Annotated in this window: 17 protein-coding genes and 1 pseudogene; 16 read left to right on the top strand and 2 right to left on the bottom strand. The window is 38.9% G+C overall.

The features are described 5' to 3' along the window. Positions 1-109: 109 nt before the first annotated feature. The 11 genes and pseudogenes from KP713_RS06985 (at position 110) to gnd (ending at position 9,666) form a co-directional block, all read left to right on the top strand. Positions 110-2,098, top strand: coding sequence for an OPT family oligopeptide transporter (locus KP713_RS06985; protein ID WP_106013680.1), 1,989 nt, complete (start codon positions 110-112; stop codon positions 2,096-2,098). A gap of 53 nt (positions 2,099-2,151) precedes the next feature. Beyond that, on the top strand, positions 2,152-2,568 hold the full coding sequence (locus KP713_RS06980; RefSeq protein ID WP_118817389.1) for an HI_0559 family membrane protein: 417 nt from the start codon (positions 2,152-2,154) through the stop codon (positions 2,566-2,568). Between the two features lie 4 nt (positions 2,569-2,572). Beyond that, positions 2,573-3,382 carry a 3'(2'),5'-bisphosphate nucleotidase CysQ gene (gene cysQ, locus KP713_RS06975; RefSeq protein ID WP_215770240.1) on the top strand — a complete coding sequence of 270 codons (810 nt, stop codon included), beginning with the start codon at positions 2,573-2,575 and terminating at the stop codon, positions 3,380-3,382. Between the two features lie 74 nt (positions 3,383-3,456). After that, complete coding sequence (gene zwf / locus KP713_RS06970; RefSeq protein WP_215770239.1) at positions 3,457-4,941, top strand: glucose-6-phosphate dehydrogenase; 1,485 nt, start codon at positions 3,457-3,459, stop codon at positions 4,939-4,941. Between the two features lie 84 nt (positions 4,942-5,025). Beyond that, complete coding sequence (gene pgl / locus KP713_RS06965) at positions 5,026-5,724, top strand: 6-phosphogluconolactonase (RefSeq protein WP_215770238.1); 699 nt, start codon at positions 5,026-5,028, stop codon at positions 5,722-5,724. Between the two features lie 33 nt (positions 5,725-5,757). Then, the gene (locus tag KP713_RS06960; protein WP_215770237.1) at positions 5,758-6,150 is read left to right on the top strand and encodes a GNAT family N-acetyltransferase; all 393 of its coding nucleotides are present in this window, start codon (positions 5,758-5,760) and stop codon (positions 6,148-6,150) included. Positions 6,151-6,215: 65 nt separating this feature from the next. Further along, entirely contained in the window at positions 6,216-6,551 is a 336-nt protein-coding gene (locus tag KP713_RS06955) for an avidin-fold protein (RefSeq protein ID WP_215770236.1), read from the top strand. Positions 6,552-6,567: 16 nt separating this feature from the next. After that, positions 6,568-6,727, top strand: a pseudogene (locus KP713_RS09010) (GNAT family N-acetyltransferase); the annotation flags it as partial. A 99-nt stretch (positions 6,728-6,826) separates the two neighbouring features. Then, complete coding sequence (locus KP713_RS06950; protein ID WP_215770235.1) at positions 6,827-7,246, top strand: hypothetical protein; 420 nt, start codon at positions 6,827-6,829, stop codon at positions 7,244-7,246. 103 nt (positions 7,247-7,349) lie between these two features. Continuing rightward, entirely contained in the window at positions 7,350-7,970 is a 621-nt protein-coding gene (locus KP713_RS06945; RefSeq protein WP_009499573.1) for a hypothetical protein, read from the top strand. 241 nt (positions 7,971-8,211) lie between these two features. Further along, on the top strand, positions 8,212-9,666 hold the full coding sequence (gene gnd, locus KP713_RS06940; RefSeq protein WP_215770234.1) for a decarboxylating NADP(+)-dependent phosphogluconate dehydrogenase: 1,455 nt from the start codon (positions 8,212-8,214) through the stop codon (positions 9,664-9,666). Between the two features lie 132 nt (positions 9,667-9,798). Here gnd and pepD read toward each other — a convergent pair whose 3' ends face one another. Further along, positions 9,799-11,256, bottom strand: coding sequence for a beta-Ala-His dipeptidase (gene pepD, locus KP713_RS06935; RefSeq protein ID WP_215770233.1), 1,458 nt, complete (start codon positions 11,254-11,256; stop codon positions 9,799-9,801). A gap of 106 nt (positions 11,257-11,362) precedes the next feature. Between pepD and gpt the strand changes: the two genes are divergently transcribed. From gpt to KP713_RS06920, 3 genes are all read left to right on the top strand, one after another. After that, positions 11,363-11,830: a xanthine phosphoribosyltransferase gene (gene gpt, locus KP713_RS06930; RefSeq protein WP_048953410.1), complete on the top strand. Its 468-nt coding sequence runs from the start codon at positions 11,363-11,365 to the stop codon at positions 11,828-11,830. A gap of 140 nt (positions 11,831-11,970) precedes the next feature. After that, positions 11,971-12,588 carry a ribosome biogenesis GTP-binding protein YihA/YsxC gene (yihA, locus tag KP713_RS06925; protein WP_005632793.1) on the top strand — a complete coding sequence of 206 codons (618 nt, stop codon included), beginning with the start codon at positions 11,971-11,973 and terminating at the stop codon, positions 12,586-12,588. A gap of 114 nt (positions 12,589-12,702) precedes the next feature. Beyond that, on the top strand, positions 12,703-14,232 hold the full coding sequence (locus tag KP713_RS06920) for a YifB family Mg chelatase-like AAA ATPase (RefSeq protein ID WP_215770232.1): 1,530 nt from the start codon (positions 12,703-12,705) through the stop codon (positions 14,230-14,232). Between the two features lie 33 nt (positions 14,233-14,265). Here KP713_RS06920 and deoC read toward each other — a convergent pair whose 3' ends face one another. Further along, positions 14,266-14,937, bottom strand: a complete 672-nt coding sequence (deoC, locus tag KP713_RS06915) for a deoxyribose-phosphate aldolase (protein WP_215770231.1) — start codon at positions 14,935-14,937, stop codon at positions 14,266-14,268. Between the two features lie 108 nt (positions 14,938-15,045). Between deoC and KP713_RS06910 the strand changes: the two genes are divergently transcribed. Both KP713_RS06910 and rfaD read left to right on the top strand, forming a co-directional pair. Continuing rightward, complete coding sequence (locus KP713_RS06910) at positions 15,046-15,549, top strand: protein disulfide oxidoreductase (RefSeq protein ID WP_215770230.1); 504 nt, start codon at positions 15,046-15,048, stop codon at positions 15,547-15,549. Positions 15,550-15,601: 52 nt separating this feature from the next. Further along, the gene (gene rfaD, locus KP713_RS06905) at positions 15,602-16,528 is read left to right on the top strand and encodes an ADP-glyceromanno-heptose 6-epimerase (RefSeq protein ID WP_215770229.1); all 927 of its coding nucleotides are present in this window, start codon (positions 15,602-15,604) and stop codon (positions 16,526-16,528) included. Positions 16,529-16,571 lie beyond the last annotated feature (43 nt).

Genomic DNA, 16,571 nt, shown 5'->3' with positions numbered 1-16,571 from the left:
ATTTAAATATTTTCTAATTGAATAAAATTAAGATTAAAAGTACTTGAAAAAATATGCGTTTTTTGCGATTTTTAAAGTGTTCTCTTTTTTTTACTTAAGGATGTAACATATGCATAACGAAAACTTAAAAGAATTGACCTTTCGAGGAATTATCCTCGGCGCATTGATTACAGTGATTTTCACTGCATCCAATGTGTATCTCGGTCTAAAAGTAGGGATGACATTTGCGTCATCTATTCCAGCGGCCGTCATTTCTATGGCAGTGCTCAAATTTTTCAAAGATTCTAGTATTCTTGAAAATAACATGGTGCAAACACAAGCATCTTCAGCAGGGACGCTTTCTTCTGTGATCTTCGTCTTACCAGGCTTATTAATGATGGGTTACTGGCAAGACTTCCCATTCTGGCAAACTATGTTGATTTGTGCTGCGGGTGGTACATTGGGCGTGTTATTCACCATTCCATTACGCCGTGCGATGGTGGTAAACAGTGATTTACCTTATCCTGAAGGTGTAGCTGCTGCAGAAATCTTAAAAGCAGGTAATCATGCAGATGGCGACAGCGGTGTGAAAGATATTGCTTATGGTGGTGTTTTAGCAGGATTAGTTGCATTTTTAACTAACGGTTTACGCGTGATGGCTGATGGTGCAAGCGCTTGGATTCAAACTGGTAAAGCGGCTTTCCAATTACCAATGGGCTTCTCACTTGCCTTGCTGGGTGCCGGTTATTTAATTGGTATCGTAGGCGGTATTGCGATGTTAATCGGTGTTATTTTGACTTGGGGTGTGGCTGTGCCATATTTCACGATGTCAGGTGATATCGCGGCAGACGCAAGCTTAATTGATGCTGCAATGGTGGTTTGGAAAACGAAAGTACGCTTTATTGGTGTGGGTACGATTGGTATCGCAGCGATTTGGACATTACTTATTTTAATGAAACCAATGATTGAAGGGATGGTACATTCTTTCCGTATGTTGAAAGGTGGACAGGCTGAATCTGAGCATCGCGTTGATATCGACCTTTCTCCAAAAACAATGATTTATATCTTAATCGCGACAGTTGTGTTAATTGTTATTTCATTACACCACTTTATCGCGGCTGCACCGATTTCACCTGAGCTTTCCATTTTATTAGTGGTAGTTTGTACTTTCTTAGCTGTATTTATCGGCTTCTTTGTGGCTGCAGCTTCTGGTTATATGGCGGGTTTAGTGGGTTCATCTTCAAGCCCAATTTCTGGTATCGGGATTATTTCTGTTATCGTGATTTCACTGGTATTGGTATCAATCGGTAATGCATCTGGCTTATTTGAAACCGTAGATGGTCAGAAATTTTTGACCGCACTTACACTCTTTACTGCATCAATTGTTTTAACCACCGCAACGATTTCTAATGATAACTTGCAAGATTTAAAAACCGGTTTATTAGTAGATGCGACACCTTGGCGTCAACAAGTAGCATTAATTATTGGCTGCTTTGTCGGTGCACTTGTTATCGCGCCAGTATTAGAAATCTTATATCACGCGTATGGTTTCAGCGGTGCGTTGCCACGTCCAGATATGGATCCTTCACAAGCGCTATCTGCACCACAAGCAACATTAATGACCACCATTTCTCAAGGTATTTTTACCAATAAATTGGAATGGACTTACATTTTAACTGGTGTGGTTTTGGGGGCTGTGTTAATTACGATTGATGCATTCTTGAAAAAAGTCAGCAACAAAGTCTTTGGCTTGCCAGTTATTGCCGTGGGGATTGGTATTTACTTACCACCGTCAATTAATATGCCTGTGATTGTCGGTGCATTCTTAGCATGGATCATGACTCGTCATATTGCAAAACTTGGTAACAAAGAAGTGTCTGCTAAAGCAGAACGTTTCGGTACGCTTTTCTCTGCAGGTTTAATTGTAGGTGAAAGCTTAATGGGTGTGATTTTAGCATTCATTATTGCGGCTTCTGTTACCACTGGCGGTTCTGAAGCGCCATTATCCTTAAATCTTGAAAACTGGGATACTATTGGCGAGTGGTTAGGTTTAATCGTATTTATCGTGGGCATTGTGATTTTTGCATCTCGCGTATTACGTGCGAAAAAATCTGATTAATCCTTAAATTTATTTTAGAATAGGCTACCTTTTGGATAGCCTATTTTTTTATTATGAAATCTTACTTAAAAACACTTATTTTTTTCCCTCTAATTTTACAAGTAATCGTCACCGCACTTTTGATTTGGTTCGATGATGATTCAAGTGGCGTTATCGTTCCTTTTTCTAGCTATGCTCTCACAGCATTTCTTCTTGCCACAATCCCCGCATTTTTAACCGCACTTTTAGCTGTAAAATTCCGTTACACACGTTATAACATTGCTTCGATTGTATTAGTTTCATCGATCATTTCATTTGTTTACTGCAATATGGCATCTTATTTTTATTTGTTATTGCTCGGCGAACAAGAAACTTCCTTTTGGGGATGGTTGACCGAAGGGGGATTATCCCTCGGGCTAATAAGCACATGCGGAATGGTGTTTTATGCTCTATTTGTGATGCCGTGGTTGCTGCCAAAAACAAGAGAATAATTTTATGCTCATGCTAAACGAACACTTACTTAACCAAGTATTGCTGATTGCTTATCAAGCGGGTAAGCATTTGCAACAGTTTTATCAAAAACAGGTTCATGTTGAATTGAAAGAAGACAACACGCCTGTGACGGAAGCGGATCTTTTTGTGAGCCAATTTTTGACAGAAAAATTAACCGCACTTTTCCCTAATGTCCCTGTTCTTTCGGAAGAAAATTGTCATATTTCCTTTGAAGAACGTAAAAATTGGAAAGAATATTGGTTGATCGATCCTCTTGATGGCACACAACAATTTATTAATCGTACCGATCAATTTTCTGTGTTGATAACCTTAGTTCGTAAAAATAAGCCAGTATTAAGCGTTATTCATGCACCAATTTTATCGACGACTTATTATGCAATGCGTGATTTTGGCGCATTTAAAAAACAAGTGGATCAGGTAAAAAAACTCACTAAAACCACGATTAATTTTGACCGCCCTTTACGAATTGCGGTAGGTGCAACGACTTCACAAGAAAAAGTGAGATCGATTTTACCGAAGGATTTTCCTAGTGAATTTGTTGTGGTGGGTTCAAGTAGCTTAAAAAGCGGTTTAGTGGCTGAAGGTGCAGTAGATTGTTATGTTCGTTTAGGGCAAACTGGTGAATGGGATACCGCTGGCGCTGAAGTGTTACTAGGGGAAACTCATGGTGCCATTTTTGATTCTCATTTTGAGCCTTTAACCTATAACCAACGTGAAACCTTGATTAATCCGCATTTTGTCATGGTGGGCGATCAATCGCTCGATTGGCGTTCTATCTTTCAATTTAATTGATTGGTTCGATTGGTTTTTTTCTCTAGAATACGGCATTATTTTCGACATTACTCGGAATCTTATAAGGAATAATTATGCAAACTGATAATAACTGTATCGTCATTTTTGGCGCGTCTGGTGACTTAACTCACCGTAAACTCATTCCAGCTCTTTATAATCTCTATAAAATCGGGCGTTTGAGTGAAAACTTTTCCGTTCTAGGTGTTGCACGTTCTGACTTGAACGATGAAACTTTCCGCGAAAAAATGCGTGAGGCGTTAATCCATAATGAAGAAACAACACCAGAAACCTTAGATGCTTTCTGCTCCCATCTTTATTACCAAGCTGTGAATACTTCGGATGCTCAAGATTATGGCAAACTTGTTCCACGCTTAGACGAGCTTCACGATAAATATCAAACCTGTGGTAACACCCTTTACTATATGTCCACTCCGCCAAGCCTTTACGGCGTGATTCCTGAGTGTTTGGCGGCACATGGTTTAAATACGGAAGAATATGGCTGGAAACGTATTATTGTTGAAAAACCTTTTGGTTACGATGAAAAAACAGCGCAAGCGTTAGACGTACAAATCCATCGTTTCTTTGAAGAACACCAAATTTATCGTATCGACCATTATTTAGGTAAAGAAACCGTTCAAAACTTGCTCGTATTACGTTTCTCAAATGGTTGGTTTGAACCGCTTTGGAACCGTAATTTCATTGATTATGTGGAAATTACTGGTGCAGAATCTATAGGTGTGGAAGAGCGAGGTGGCTATTATGATGGTTCTGGCGCAATGCGCGATATGTTCCAAAACCATTTATTGCAAGTATTAGCGATGGTAGCAATGGAGCCGCCAGCGATTATTAATGCGAACTCCATGCGTGATGAAGTAGCAAAAGTGATGCATAGTTTGCGTCCATTAACTGCCGAAGATATGGAGCATAACCTTGTTTTAGGCCAATACACTGCGGCTGAAATTAACGGCAAAATGGAAAACGGCTATTTAGAAGAAAAAGGCGTACCGGCAGATTCTCGCACTGAAACCTACATCGCATTACGTTGTGAAATTGAAAACTGGCGTTGGGCTGGTGTGCCGTTCTATGTCCGTACGGGTAAACGCTTACCTGCTCGCGTAACTGAAATTGTGATCCATTTTAAAACTACGCCACATCCTGTATTCAGTCAAAATGCACCAGAGAATAAATTGATTATTCGTATTCAACCTGATGAAGCGATTTCAATGCGTTTTGGTTTGAAAAAACCAGGTGCAGGTTTTGAAGCAAAAGAAGTATCAATGGATTTCCGTTATGCCGATTTAGCAGGCGCACAAGTGCTGACCGCTTACGAGCGTTTATTGCTTGATGCGATGAAAGGCGATGCAACTTTGTTTGCGCGTACTGATGCTGTTCACGCTGCATGGAAATTTGTGCAACCGATTTTAGATTACAAAGCGAATGGTGGTCGTATTCATGAATATGAAGCTGGCACTTGGGGCCCTGTGGCTGCCGATAAATTAATCGCAAAACAAGGTAAGGTTTGGCGTAAACCAAGTGGATTAATGAAGAAAAAAGTTTAATTCATCTAATCTAGGGTGGGCTTTAGCCCACCTCTCTTAATATCGAACATAATAAATTGTGGGCTAAAGCCCAGCGGAAAATCAATGAACTATATCAGCTTCCCAACGGCTCAACACGCAGTCGATAAAATTGCACAAGAATTTGTGATTTATAGCCAATTAAATCATCCTGTGCATATTTCCCTTTCTGGTGGTTCAACACCTAAGTTATTATTTAAAACTCTAGCCAAATCACCTTATGCGGAACAAATTAACTGGAAAAATCTGCATTTTTGGTGGGGAGATGATCGTATGGTTCCGCCATCTAATCCTGAAAGCAACTATGGCGAAGTACAAAAACTTTTATTCGATCACATTCAAATCCCAGCAGAAAATATCCATCGAATTCGTGGTGAAAATGAACCGCACTTTGAGTTAAAACGCTTCGCAGAAGAATTAAGTGCGGTCATTCCAAACGGAGTTTTTGATTGGATTATTTTAGGTATGGGGACAGATGGCCATACTGCTTCTCTCTTCCCACATCAAACCAATTTTGATGATGAAAATCTAGCTGTCATTGCTAAGCACCCTGAAAGTGGTCAAATTCGCATTTCTAAAACAGCCAAGCTCATTGAACAAGCCAAACGCATTACCTATTTGGTCACTGGCGAAAGCAAAGCGAACATTTTAAAAGAAATCCAAACGACTCCTGCACAAAATCTGCCTTACCCTGCTGCCAAAATTAAAGCAAAAAATGGGGTGACGGAATGGTATTTGGATAAAGCGGCGGCTAAATTGCTATAACAAGTTGAGTATCAAATATCACCGGCTTGCAAAATGATAGACTACAAAGTGAATGAACCGATTTCAGTTAAACAATTTATTGAATTGCTAAATAAAACAACGCTCGGGGCACGCCGTCCGTTAGAGGATGAAAAACGTATCGCGACAATGTTGCACCATGCGGATTTATTAGTCACTGCTTGGGATGATAAACAATTAGTGGGCGTAGCACGTTCTGTGACGGATTTTGCCTATTGCTGTTATTTATCTGACTTAGCGGTTGATGAACAATATCAAAAGCAAGGTATTGGATTGCAATTGATTGAACACACTAAGCAAGCCTTACATCCACAAGCCAAAATCGTGCTGTTATCTGCTCCACAAGCCGTGAATTATTATCCGCATATTGGATTTACGCAGCATATGAGTGCATGGACGAAGAGTTAATTTATTAGCATTGTATGGATTAAAGTAAGATTAAAATATAGATACATCAGATGCGGAGTGACTTAATGTTGAATTTAGATAATAAAAAATTTGTTGCTGTTGAAAACACCGCAAATGGTGAAGTGAGTAGCCAAACCGAATTTCATTACCATCAACAAGGTAAAATGATTTGGGCCGAATATGGTGGCGGTGAAATTTTAAAAGGCTTCTTAATTGGGAAATGGATTGACGATATTCAAATTGAATTTACGTATCAACATTTAAATCAATCTCTAGAAAACCGTTTGGGGCGTTGTTGTACCACATTTTCTTTAGAAAAGAGTAATAAACTCATCGGCTATGAAAAATGGCAGTGGCTAGACACGTTAGAGCAAGGCAGCTCTTTAATTAGAGAAATTTAAAAGAAGTTTTGCTATAGAATATCAGAAACAAGGTATTATCTTGTAGTTTATTGAACACACTAAACAAGTCTTGCACCCACAAGCACAAAATTGTGCTTTTATCTGCTCCACAAGTGGTGGATTATTATCCGCATATTGGGTTTACGCAGCACATGAGTGCATGGACAAAGAGTTAAAAAACGCTTGGAAAAGTAATCGCACTTTTGCCGCAAGAAGATGGATTACTGATGATGCGAGCCATCGTGCGATAAGTCCCACTTAAATGGAGATAAAAGATGAAAAAACTTTTAATAATTGCCTTAGCAGCCGTGCTTGTTGCTTGTTCTTCCGGCATTAATATTGATGAGCTTATAATGAAAATGCCGAAAAATGACCACACTTTTGTGGTTCAGATTCCGGCAGCAAGCAATGCAGTTTCCAATACTATGATTGTTGGAATGATCAAAACTTCAGGCTCTCCGTCGGCCTCAAATATAATGCAGATTTTGGCGATGGATAATGCTAATGTCGGCGTGGCAGGCGATAGTCAAATAGTGAATAAAGCCACCGCACTTTATGCATTAGAACACGTGATGAAAGTCGGTAAAAATGTTGGTATCTATATGATGGGCGACAGTGAAAGCGATAAAGCCGATTTAGAAAAACCAGCAAACAGAAAAAATATTAAATTACATTATTTCATTAACCAAAAGTAATCTGTTTGATAGTGCACACTTCATAGCGTGTGTTTGTGGCAAAGGCACACGTTTCGAAACGTGTGCCATCGTGGGTTCAATTAATTAATGGCTTAATAGGATTATGAACTTAGAATCTAACACCATTGGTATTTTAGTCAGTTTTAGTAGCTTGGTTGCAACAATTATAACTGGTTGGATTGCTATTTGGATTTCTCAAAAGACTTTTTCTTATTCTCAAAAAAAACAAGATTTTGAGTATTTAAGTTATGCTATAGAAAATTTTGCCTCCATCTCAGAATGGAGGAGAATTAAACGACAATTATTTTTTAGAACAATATCTTATTTTAAAGGATTAGACGATAAACAGATAATATTATTAATAACCATATTAAAGAATGATAAGAATTCTGATTTGGTTAAGTTAAATATAATAACTAGAGGAATAAAAGAAAAATTAATAAAGTTATTATATAAAAACAACTCAACAGTAATAGAACCCATGTATAAAGATAAGTTCAGTTACCTATTATTTAGAAAATCTAGTTCTTATAAAATATTTTCTTGGCTTTTATTCCTTATTTGGTTGTTTTTCATACTTTGTATTAGTATTGAGATAAACCTTATATCTAAAAGTATAATAACTTTTCATTTATTGTCTTTACCTTTTGTATGGATTCCTGAGTACTATTTACTAAGAAGTATCGATAATAGAGAGCAAATAGATAAACTAGAGGCCTACTAATTTCGTTAATAAGAAGGTTGGATTTATCCGACCATCAACGTTTTTGATAGCGCGCGTCTTCTGACGCGTGCTGATAACTTACTAAATTTGTAAGGCTCGCGTCGGGAGACGCGCGCCAGCGTAAATAAAAAATAATTGAAAAAACGACTGCACTTTTTGCGTGTAGTCATGTGGTGCAACTTGTTGCACCAAAGTATTCAAATCGGTACAACAACCTGTACCCTACCAACAGGAGAAAACAATGTCAGTAAAAGGCGACATCGGTGTTATCGGCTTAGCCGTAATGGGGCAAAACCTCATTTTAAATATGAATGATCACGGCTTTAAAGTGGTGGCGTATAACCGCACCACGTCAAAAGTGGATGAATTTTTACAAGGTGCGGCAAAAGGCACCAATATTATTGGTGCATACTCTTTAGAAGATTTAGCCGCTAAATTAGAAAAACCGCGCAAAGTGATGTTAATGGTGCGCGCAGGTGATGTGGTGGATCAATTCATTGAGGCATTATTACCGCACTTAGAAGAAGGCGACATCATTATTGATGGTGGTAACTCAAACTACCCAGATACCAACCGTCGTGTAAAATCATTGGCTGAAAAAGGCATCCGCTTTATCGGTTCGGGTGTTTCGGGCGGTGAAGAAGGCGCGCGCCATGGGCCATCTATCATGCCAGGTGGTAACCACGAAGCATGGCAATATGTGAAACCAATCTTCCAAGCAATTTCAGCTAAAACAGAACAAGGCGAACCTTGCTGTGACTGGGTTGGCAGTGAAGGCGCTGGCCACTTTGTGAAAATGGTTCACAATGGTATTGAATACGGCGATATGCAATTAATCTGTGAGGCTTACCAATTCTTAAAAGAAGGTTTAGGCTTAAGCTATGAAGAAATGCAAGCCATCTTCGCAGAATGGAAAAAAACTGAACTTGATAGTTATTTAATCGATATCACCACCGACATTCTTGGTTATAAAGATGCAGATGGTGAGCCATTAGTTGAAAAAATCTTAGATACCGCTGGTCAAAAAGGGACAGGTAAATGGACGGGTATCAACGCATTAGATTTTGGTATTCCATTAACCTTAATCACTGAATCCGTCTTTGCTCGTTGTGTGTCTTCATTTAAAGATCAACGTGTTGCAGCAAATCAATTATTCAATAAAACAGTTGTTCCAGTTGAAGGTGACAAAAAAGTTTGGATTGAAGCTGTGCGTAAAGCATTATTGGCGTCAAAAATCATTTCTTACGCACAAGGATTTATGCTGATTCGTGAAGCCTCTGAACAATTTGGCTGGAACATCAACTACGGTGCAACCGCATTATTATGGCGTGAAGGTTGTATTATCCGTAGCCGTTTCTTAGGTAACATTCGTGATGCATATGAAGCAAATCCAGATTTAATCTTCTTAGGTTCAGATAGTTACTTCAAAGGCATTTTAGAAAACGCATTAAGCGACTGGCGTAAAGTGGTGGCAAAATCGATCGAAGTGGGTATCCCAATGCCTTGTATGGCATCTGCGATTACCTTCTTAGACGGTTACACTTCAGCCCGTTTACCGGCAAACTTATTGCAAGCACAACGTGACTACTTCGGCGCACATACTTATGAGCGTACTGATAAACCACGCGGTGAATTCTTCCACACCAACTGGACAGGTCGTGGTGGGAATACTGCCTCTACCACTTATGATGTGTAGTTAAAAATATTAATAAAAATTACCGCACTTTGAGATATTAAAGTGCGGTATTTTTTTATCTCTTTTTTGTTTATTTTGAGATATTTAAAAAGGCGATAAAAATATTGAAATTCCATCGCTTTTTATTATTTATTAAGCTTTAACTGGTATATCAGCTAATACATTTACTAATACATTCCAGTAGGTTGTGACAGTAGAAATCTGTACTTTCTCATCTGGTGAATGCGCATTACGGATAGTTGGTCCTAGAGAAATCATTTCGATATTAGGATAATGCTCTTTGAGTAATCCACATTCCAAACCCGCATGAATGACTTTAATATCAGGTTGTTTGCCTAACACTGCAGCATAATGTTTTTGGGTAAGATTTAATATGGAGGAATCATTGACTGGTTTCCAACCTGGATATGGTGCTGAAAATTCAGTTTTCGCACCCGCAAGGTTGGCAACAGAGGTTAATAATTCTGTTACATAATCTTTACCGCTTTCAATTAATGAACGTACTAAAATAGTTCCCTTCACACTGTGCTCTTCGGTCTTTAATACCCCAATGCTGAGTGAACTTTCGACAACATTTTTGATTACATCGCTATTACGAATGACGCCGTTAGGTAATGCGTTTAATAAATGAATGACTTTTTCTGTTGATTCTAAGGTAAAGATAGATTGTGGTTTTTCCGATGATTCTAAGAAAAGCTTAAGGTTAGGTTCAGCAATGAATAATTCTTCTTTTAATAAAATGTTTAGTTTTTCTACCTCACTTTCAAAAGCATGAGGTTCGCCATTGAAAACTAGAATCGCAACAGCTTCTCTAGGAATAGCGTTTCGAATTGAACCACCACGAATTTCTGCAAGCTGGAAAGGAGAAGTGTTTTGTGAAAGTTTCGCTAATACGCGAGCCATAACTTTGATTGCATTAGCTCGTCCAGTATGAATATCGCAACCTGAATGTCCACCACGCAAACCTTTCAATGTGAGTTGAATTGATTGTTCAAAAGTGTTGTTTTCCCATTGAATTGGTATTGATAAATTGGCATTAATTCCTCCGGCACAACCGATATAAATTTCTCCGACTTCTTCAGTGTCAGTATTGATAAGAATGTCCGATTGTAGCCAATTACGACGGAGGTGTAATGCACCGTCCATTCCTGTTTCTTCTGTCATGGTAAGAAGGACCTCAAGTGGTGGATGTGCGATATTATCGCTTTCAAGAACGGCTAATGTAGATGCTAAACCAATACCATTATCGGAACCAAGCGTTGTCCCTTTTGCTTTTACCCAATCACCATCAATATAAGGACGAATCGGATCTTTAGTGAAATCATGCGGATTACCTTCATTAGCCTGAGGCACCATATCCAAGTGGGCTTGCAATACAACAGGTGTGCGATTTTCCATACCTGCTGTTGCTGGTTTGCGAATTAATACATTACCCGCCTCGTCACGTTCTGCAAAAAAATGCTTTTCTTTTGCCCAGTTAACAATAAAGTTTGCAAGTGTATCTTCATGATGAGATGGATGTGGTATTGCACAAATTTGATCGAACCATTTCCATAGCAATTCAGGTTGAAGTGTTGTAATTTCAGACATAGTTTCTCCTTTTTATTGAAAAAGTTTGAGGAAATAATAGCATAAAATGCTATTTCAGGTTATCCTTACGCAATTTTTATTTATTGACAAAATTTAGGGTATTAAAATGAGTGAAAAATATGTGGTGACTTGGGATATGTTCCAAATGCATGCTCGTAAATTATCAGAGCGTTTACTTCCAGCATCCCAATGGAAAGGTATTATTGCCGTGAGTCGCGGTGGTTTATTCCCTGCTGCAGTATTAGCTCGCGAGTTAAGCATTCGCCACGTAGAAACCGTTTGTATTGCAAGTTATCATGACCACAATAATCAAGGTGAATTGCAGGTTCTTCACGCTGCACAGGTACCAAATGGCGGGGAAGGTTTCATCATAGTTGATGATCTAGTTGATACAGGTAATACGGCACGTGCAATCCGTGAAATGTATCCAAATGCAAAATTTGTGACAGTATTTGCAAAACCAGCAGGGGCAGAACTAGTTGATGATTATGTGATTGATATTCCTCAAAATACTTGGATTGAACAGCCTTGGGATTTAGGATTAATGTTTGTCCCGCCTCTTGCAAGAAAATAAGTTTATTCTTTAGACTTGAATGCGAAATCTCTTTGATTTCGCATTTTTTTATCTCTTAATTTACCTTTTGAGTTAATCCGTGTCATTTCGGAAACAGGATTATTTATGCTATTCTAAGCGCAATTTTAAAAGGAATCCTTATGTCTGAAATTAAACTTAATTACCATAAAACTCACTTTTTAACGAGTGCGCCGAATATTCGTTCTATTCCTGAAGATACGGGCATTGAAATTGCGTTTGCGGGTCGTTCAAATGCGGGAAAATCGACCGCACTTAATGCATTAACCAATCAAAAAAATTTGGCCCGTACCTCAAAAACACCAGGGCGCACACAACTCATTAACTTATTTGAAGTAGAACCAAATTGTAAATTGGTGGATTTACCAGGCTATGGCTACGCAGCTGTACCAGAGCAAATGAAAATCCAATGGCAAAAATCATTAGGTGAATATTTGCAAAAACGCGAATGTTTGGCGGGATTGGTTGTGCTGATGGATATTCGCCATCCGCTTAAGGACCTTGATCAACAAATGATTGAATGGGCGGTTTCAGCAGATTTACCAGTACTTTTATTGCTTACTAAAGCCGATAAATTGAGTCAAAGTGCACGTAGTAAACAAGTGAAAATGGTGCGCGAAGCGATTCTTCCATTCCAAGGTGATATTCAAGTAGAAGCCTTTTCTGCACAAAATAAAATTGGTATTGATAAACTTGCAGCGAAATTAGATTTTTGGTTTTCGCCACTTTTTGCGGAATAAAATGTAAATTTTGCGATCTAGATCGCAAGAAAAGCACATGATGAATGATTTCATTATGTGCTTTTTTTATAGTGCAAAAACTATTTTCATTTTTACCGCACTTTAAGGATTATCATGTCCCTTGCTATTGTTTACAGCCGTGCTTCTATGGGTGTGCAAGCACCGCTTGTCACCATTGAGGTGCATTTAAGCAACGGAAAACCAGGATTTACGCTTGTTGGTTTGCCCGAAAAAACGGTGAAAGAGGCACAAGATCGAGTGCGTAGCGCGTTAATGAATGCACAATTTAAATACCCAGCTAAACGAATTACCGTGAATCTCGCACCTGCAGATTTACCGAAAGAAGGTGGTCGATTTGATTTGCCTATTGCCATCGGAATTTTAGCTGCATCGGATCAGCTTGATGCAAGCCGTTTAAAGCAATTTGAATTTGTGGCTGAGCTTGCGCTGACGGGGCAATTACGTGGCGTTCACGGTGTAATTCCCGCTATTCTTGCTGCGCAAAAGTCAAAGCGAGAGTTAATTATCGCGAAACAAAATGCCAATGAAGCCTCGCTTGTGTCTGATCAAAATACTTATTTTGCGCAAACGCTTTTAGATGTGGTGCAATTTCTCAATGGTCAGGAAAAATTACCACTCGCCACTGAAATTGTGAAAGAAAGTGCGGTAAGTTTTTCGGGTAAAAATACATTAGATTTAACAGATATTATTGGACAACAGCATGCCAAACGAGCATTGACCATTGCCGCAGCTGGGCAGCATAATTTGCTCTTTCTTGGCCCACCGGGTACAGGAAAAACGATGTTAGCTAGTCGATTAACAGGACTTTTACCTGAAATGACAGATTTAGAAGCGATAGAAACGGCATCTGTAACGAGTTTAGTTCAAAACGAGTTAAATTTTCATAATTGGAAACAACGTCCTTTTCGCGCACCGCACCATAGTGCATCAATGCCTGCTTTAGTTGGAGGCGGAACGATCCCAAAACCTGGTGAAATATCCTTAGCAACAAATGGTGTACTTTTTCTTGATGAGCTTCCAGAATTTGAGCGAAAGGTGTTAGATGCACTACGTCAGCCTTTAGAAAGTGGTGAGATTATTATTTCTCGTGCTAATGCCAAAATCCAATTTCCAGCTCGTTTTCAATTAGTAGCAGCGATGAACCCAAGCCCGACGGGCCATTATACTGGAACACATAACCGCACTTCACCACAACAAATTATGCGTTATTTGAATCGACTTTCAGGACCATTTTTAGATCGTTTCGATTTGTCTATTGAAGTGCCTTTATTGCCACAAGGTAGCTTACAAAATACGGGCGATCGTGGCGAAACCAGTGCTCAAGTTCGTGAAAAAGTGTTAAAAGTACGTGAGATTCAAATGGAAAGAGCGGGAAAAATTAATGCTTATTTGAATAGTAAAGAGATTGAACGTGATTGCAAGTTAAGTGATAAAGATGCATTTTTCCTTGAAAATGCGCTGAATAAACTGGGGCTTTCTGTACGGGCTTACCATCGTATTTTGAAAGTTTCTCGAACCATTGCTGATTTGCAAGGAGAACAACAAATTTTTCAACCGCACTTGGCGGAGGCCTTGGGCTATCGAGCAATGGATCGTTTGCTGCAGAAATTGTCGAATATGTAAAAACGCGTGGTGAGAATACCACGCGTGAAAGGATTAGTAAGTGCTTTGGGTATCTTGCGTACCACTAATAATTGCGATGCCTGCACTTGCACCAATGCGAGTTGCACCCGCTTTAATCATTGCAAGTGCCGTTTCAGTATCGCGTACGCCGCCTGATGCTTTAACACCAATATTGCCAACCGTTTGTTTCATCAATGCAACATCTTCTACGGTCGATCCACCTTTATTGAAGCCTGTTGATGTTTTAACAAAAGCCACACCGATTTCTTTACAAATTTCACAGGCTTTCACTATCTCATCTTTAGTGAGCAAACAAGTTTCTAAAATCACTTTTAATGGCGTGCCATTACAAGCATTAAATACTGCTTGAATATCTTGTTTTACGGCATCCCATTTTTGCGATTTTATCCAACCTACATTAATTACCATATCAATTTCATTTGCACCTGCTTTAATGGATTCTTGTGTTTCAAATGTTTTGACAGAGGTTAAATTCGCCCCCAAAGGGAAGCCAACTACGGTGCAAATTTTTACATTTGATCCAGCAAGTTTTCCTTTAGCGAGTGGAATATAACCAGAATTGATACATACAGAATAAAATCCGTGTTCAATCGCTTCATGACAGAGTGTCAAAATATCTTGTTCATTTTTTTCTGCGGTAAGTGCGGTGTGATCGATATATTGAGCAAGTTGATTCGGTGTCATTATTTTCCTCCTTATTTATGTTTTACCTATTGTAGCAAAAATCCCTTGTTTTTGACTGTGCTTTTATGCTTGATTACAATCATCTCAATGCGGTAAGGAATAAAGAAAATGAAGATTAAAAAACTACTTAAGAATGGATTATCCCTCTTTTTAACTTTTATTGTGATGAGTAGCATACTGGATTTTGTTCGTCGCCCTGTAGTGCCTGAGGAAATAAATAAAATCACACTACAAGATCTTCAAGGGAACTCTTTTTCTCTTGAGAGCCTTGACCAAAATAAACCTACGCTGCTTTATTTTTGGGGAACTTGGTGTGGTTATTGTCGCTATACTTCGCCAGCAATTAATTCTTTAGCGAAAGAAGGCTATCAAGTTGTATCGGTGGCGTTACGTTCAGGTAATGAGGCGGACGTAAATGATTATTTAAGTAAAAATGACTACCACTTCACTACGGTTAACGATCCTAAAGGGGAATTTGCAGAACGATGGCAAATTAATGTAACGCCCACAATTGTGCTGTTGAGTAAAGGCAAAATGGATCTTGTTACGACCGGCCTCACGAGTTATTGGGGATTAAAAGTGCGGTTGTTTTTCGCAGAGTTTTTTGGCTAAGCAGTAGAAAATCTATTACAATACGCAGACTTATTTTAAAGAGGACAGAATTATGATTATCGTAACAGGTGGCGCAGGTTTTATTGGCAGCAATATTGTCAAAGCATTGAATGATTTAGGGCGCAAAGATATTTTAGTGGTCGATAACTTAAAAGATGGCACAAAATTTGCCAATTTAGTTGATTTAGACATTGCAGATTATTGTGATAAAGAAGATTTCATTGCTTCTATTATCGCGGGCGACGAATTTGGCGATATTGATGCAGTATTCCACGAGGGGGCATGTTCTGCGACTACGGAATGGGATGGCAAATACATTATGCACAACAACTACGAATATTCTAAAGAGTTGTTGCATTATTGCCTTGACCGCGAAATCCCTTTCTTTTATGCCTCAAGCGCAGCAACTTATGGTGATACCAAAGTGTTCCGTGAAGAACGTGAATTTGAAGGCCCGTTAAATGTGTATGGCTATTCTAAATTTTTGTTCGACCAATATGTGCGCAACATTTTGCCTGAAGCAAAATCGCCAGTATGTGGTTTCCGTTATTTCAATGTTTACGGGCCGCGTGAAAATCATAAAGGTTCTATGGCGAGTGTAGCATTCCACTTGAATAACCAAATCTTAAAAGGCGAAAATCCAAAATTATTTGCAGGCAGCGAACACTTCCGCCGTGATTTCGTTTATGTAGGCGATGTAGCTGCAGTGAATATTTGGTGTTGGCAAAATGGTATTTCAGGTATTTACAACCTTGGTACAGGAAATGCAGAAAGTTTCCGTGCGGTGGCTGATGCAGTAGTGAAATTCCACGGAAAAGGCGAGATTGAAACCATTCCATTCCCAGAACATTTGAAATCTCGTTATCAAGAATATACTCAAGCAGATTTAACTAAACTTCGTTCAACAGGATACGATAAAGCATTCAAAACAGTCGCCGAAGGCGTGGCTGAATATATGGCATGGTTGAATAGAAAATAAACCGTAGGTTTGCCTACTTCCCATCAACAAAGTGCGGTTAAAA

The sequence above is a fragment of the Haemophilus sp. SZY H36 genome, assembly GCF_018829625.1.
GTDB classification, from domain to species: Bacteria; Pseudomonadota; Gammaproteobacteria; order Enterobacterales; family Pasteurellaceae; genus Haemophilus; species Haemophilus haemolyticus_K.
Note: the sequence above shows the minus strand (reverse complement) of the source record. Positions and strands in the feature narration are given on the sequence as shown.

Bases quoted from the DNA above. Each gene is read 5' to 3' on its own strand.
- KP713_RS06960 (WP_215770237.1), top strand. From the start codon at position 5,758: ATGATAGACTACAAAGTGAATGAACCGATTTCAGTTAAACAATTTATT.
- zwf (WP_215770239.1), top strand. From the start codon at position 3,457: ATGCAAACTGATAATAACTGTATCGTCATTTTTGGCGCGTCTGGTGAC.
- cysQ (WP_215770240.1), top strand. From the start codon at position 2,573: ATGCTCATGCTAAACGAACACTTACTTAACCAAGTATTGCTGATTGCT.
- gnd (WP_215770234.1), top strand. From the start codon at position 8,212: ATGTCAGTAAAAGGCGACATCGGTGTTATCGGCTTAGCCGTAATGGGG.
- deoC (WP_215770231.1), bottom strand. From the start codon at position 14,937: ATGACACCGAATCAACTTGCTCAATATATCGATCACACCGCACTTACC.
- KP713_RS06920 (WP_215770232.1), top strand. From the start codon at position 12,703: ATGTCCCTTGCTATTGTTTACAGCCGTGCTTCTATGGGTGTGCAAGCA.
- yihA (WP_005632793.1), top strand. From the start codon at position 11,971: ATGTCTGAAATTAAACTTAATTACCATAAAACTCACTTTTTAACGAGT.
- KP713_RS06980 (WP_118817389.1), top strand. From the start codon at position 2,152: ATGAAATCTTACTTAAAAACACTTATTTTTTTCCCTCTAATTTTACAA.
- pepD (WP_215770233.1), bottom strand. From the start codon at position 11,256: ATGTCTGAAATTACAACACTTCAACCTGAATTGCTATGGAAATGGTTC.
- KP713_RS06945 (WP_009499573.1), top strand. From the start codon at position 7,350: ATGAACTTAGAATCTAACACCATTGGTATTTTAGTCAGTTTTAGTAGC.
- KP713_RS06955 (WP_215770236.1), top strand. From the start codon at position 6,216: ATGTTGAATTTAGATAATAAAAAATTTGTTGCTGTTGAAAACACCGCA.
- KP713_RS06985 (WP_106013680.1), top strand. From the start codon at position 110: ATGCATAACGAAAACTTAAAAGAATTGACCTTTCGAGGAATTATCCTC.
- KP713_RS06950 (WP_215770235.1), top strand. From the start codon at position 6,827: ATGAAAAAACTTTTAATAATTGCCTTAGCAGCCGTGCTTGTTGCTTGT.
- KP713_RS06910 (WP_215770230.1), top strand. From the start codon at position 15,046: ATGAAGATTAAAAAACTACTTAAGAATGGATTATCCCTCTTTTTAACT.
- rfaD (WP_215770229.1), top strand. From the start codon at position 15,602: ATGATTATCGTAACAGGTGGCGCAGGTTTTATTGGCAGCAATATTGTC.
- gpt (WP_048953410.1), top strand. From the start codon at position 11,363: ATGAGTGAAAAATATGTGGTGACTTGGGATATGTTCCAAATGCATGCT.
- pgl (WP_215770238.1), top strand. From the start codon at position 5,026: ATGAACTATATCAGCTTCCCAACGGCTCAACACGCAGTCGATAAAATT.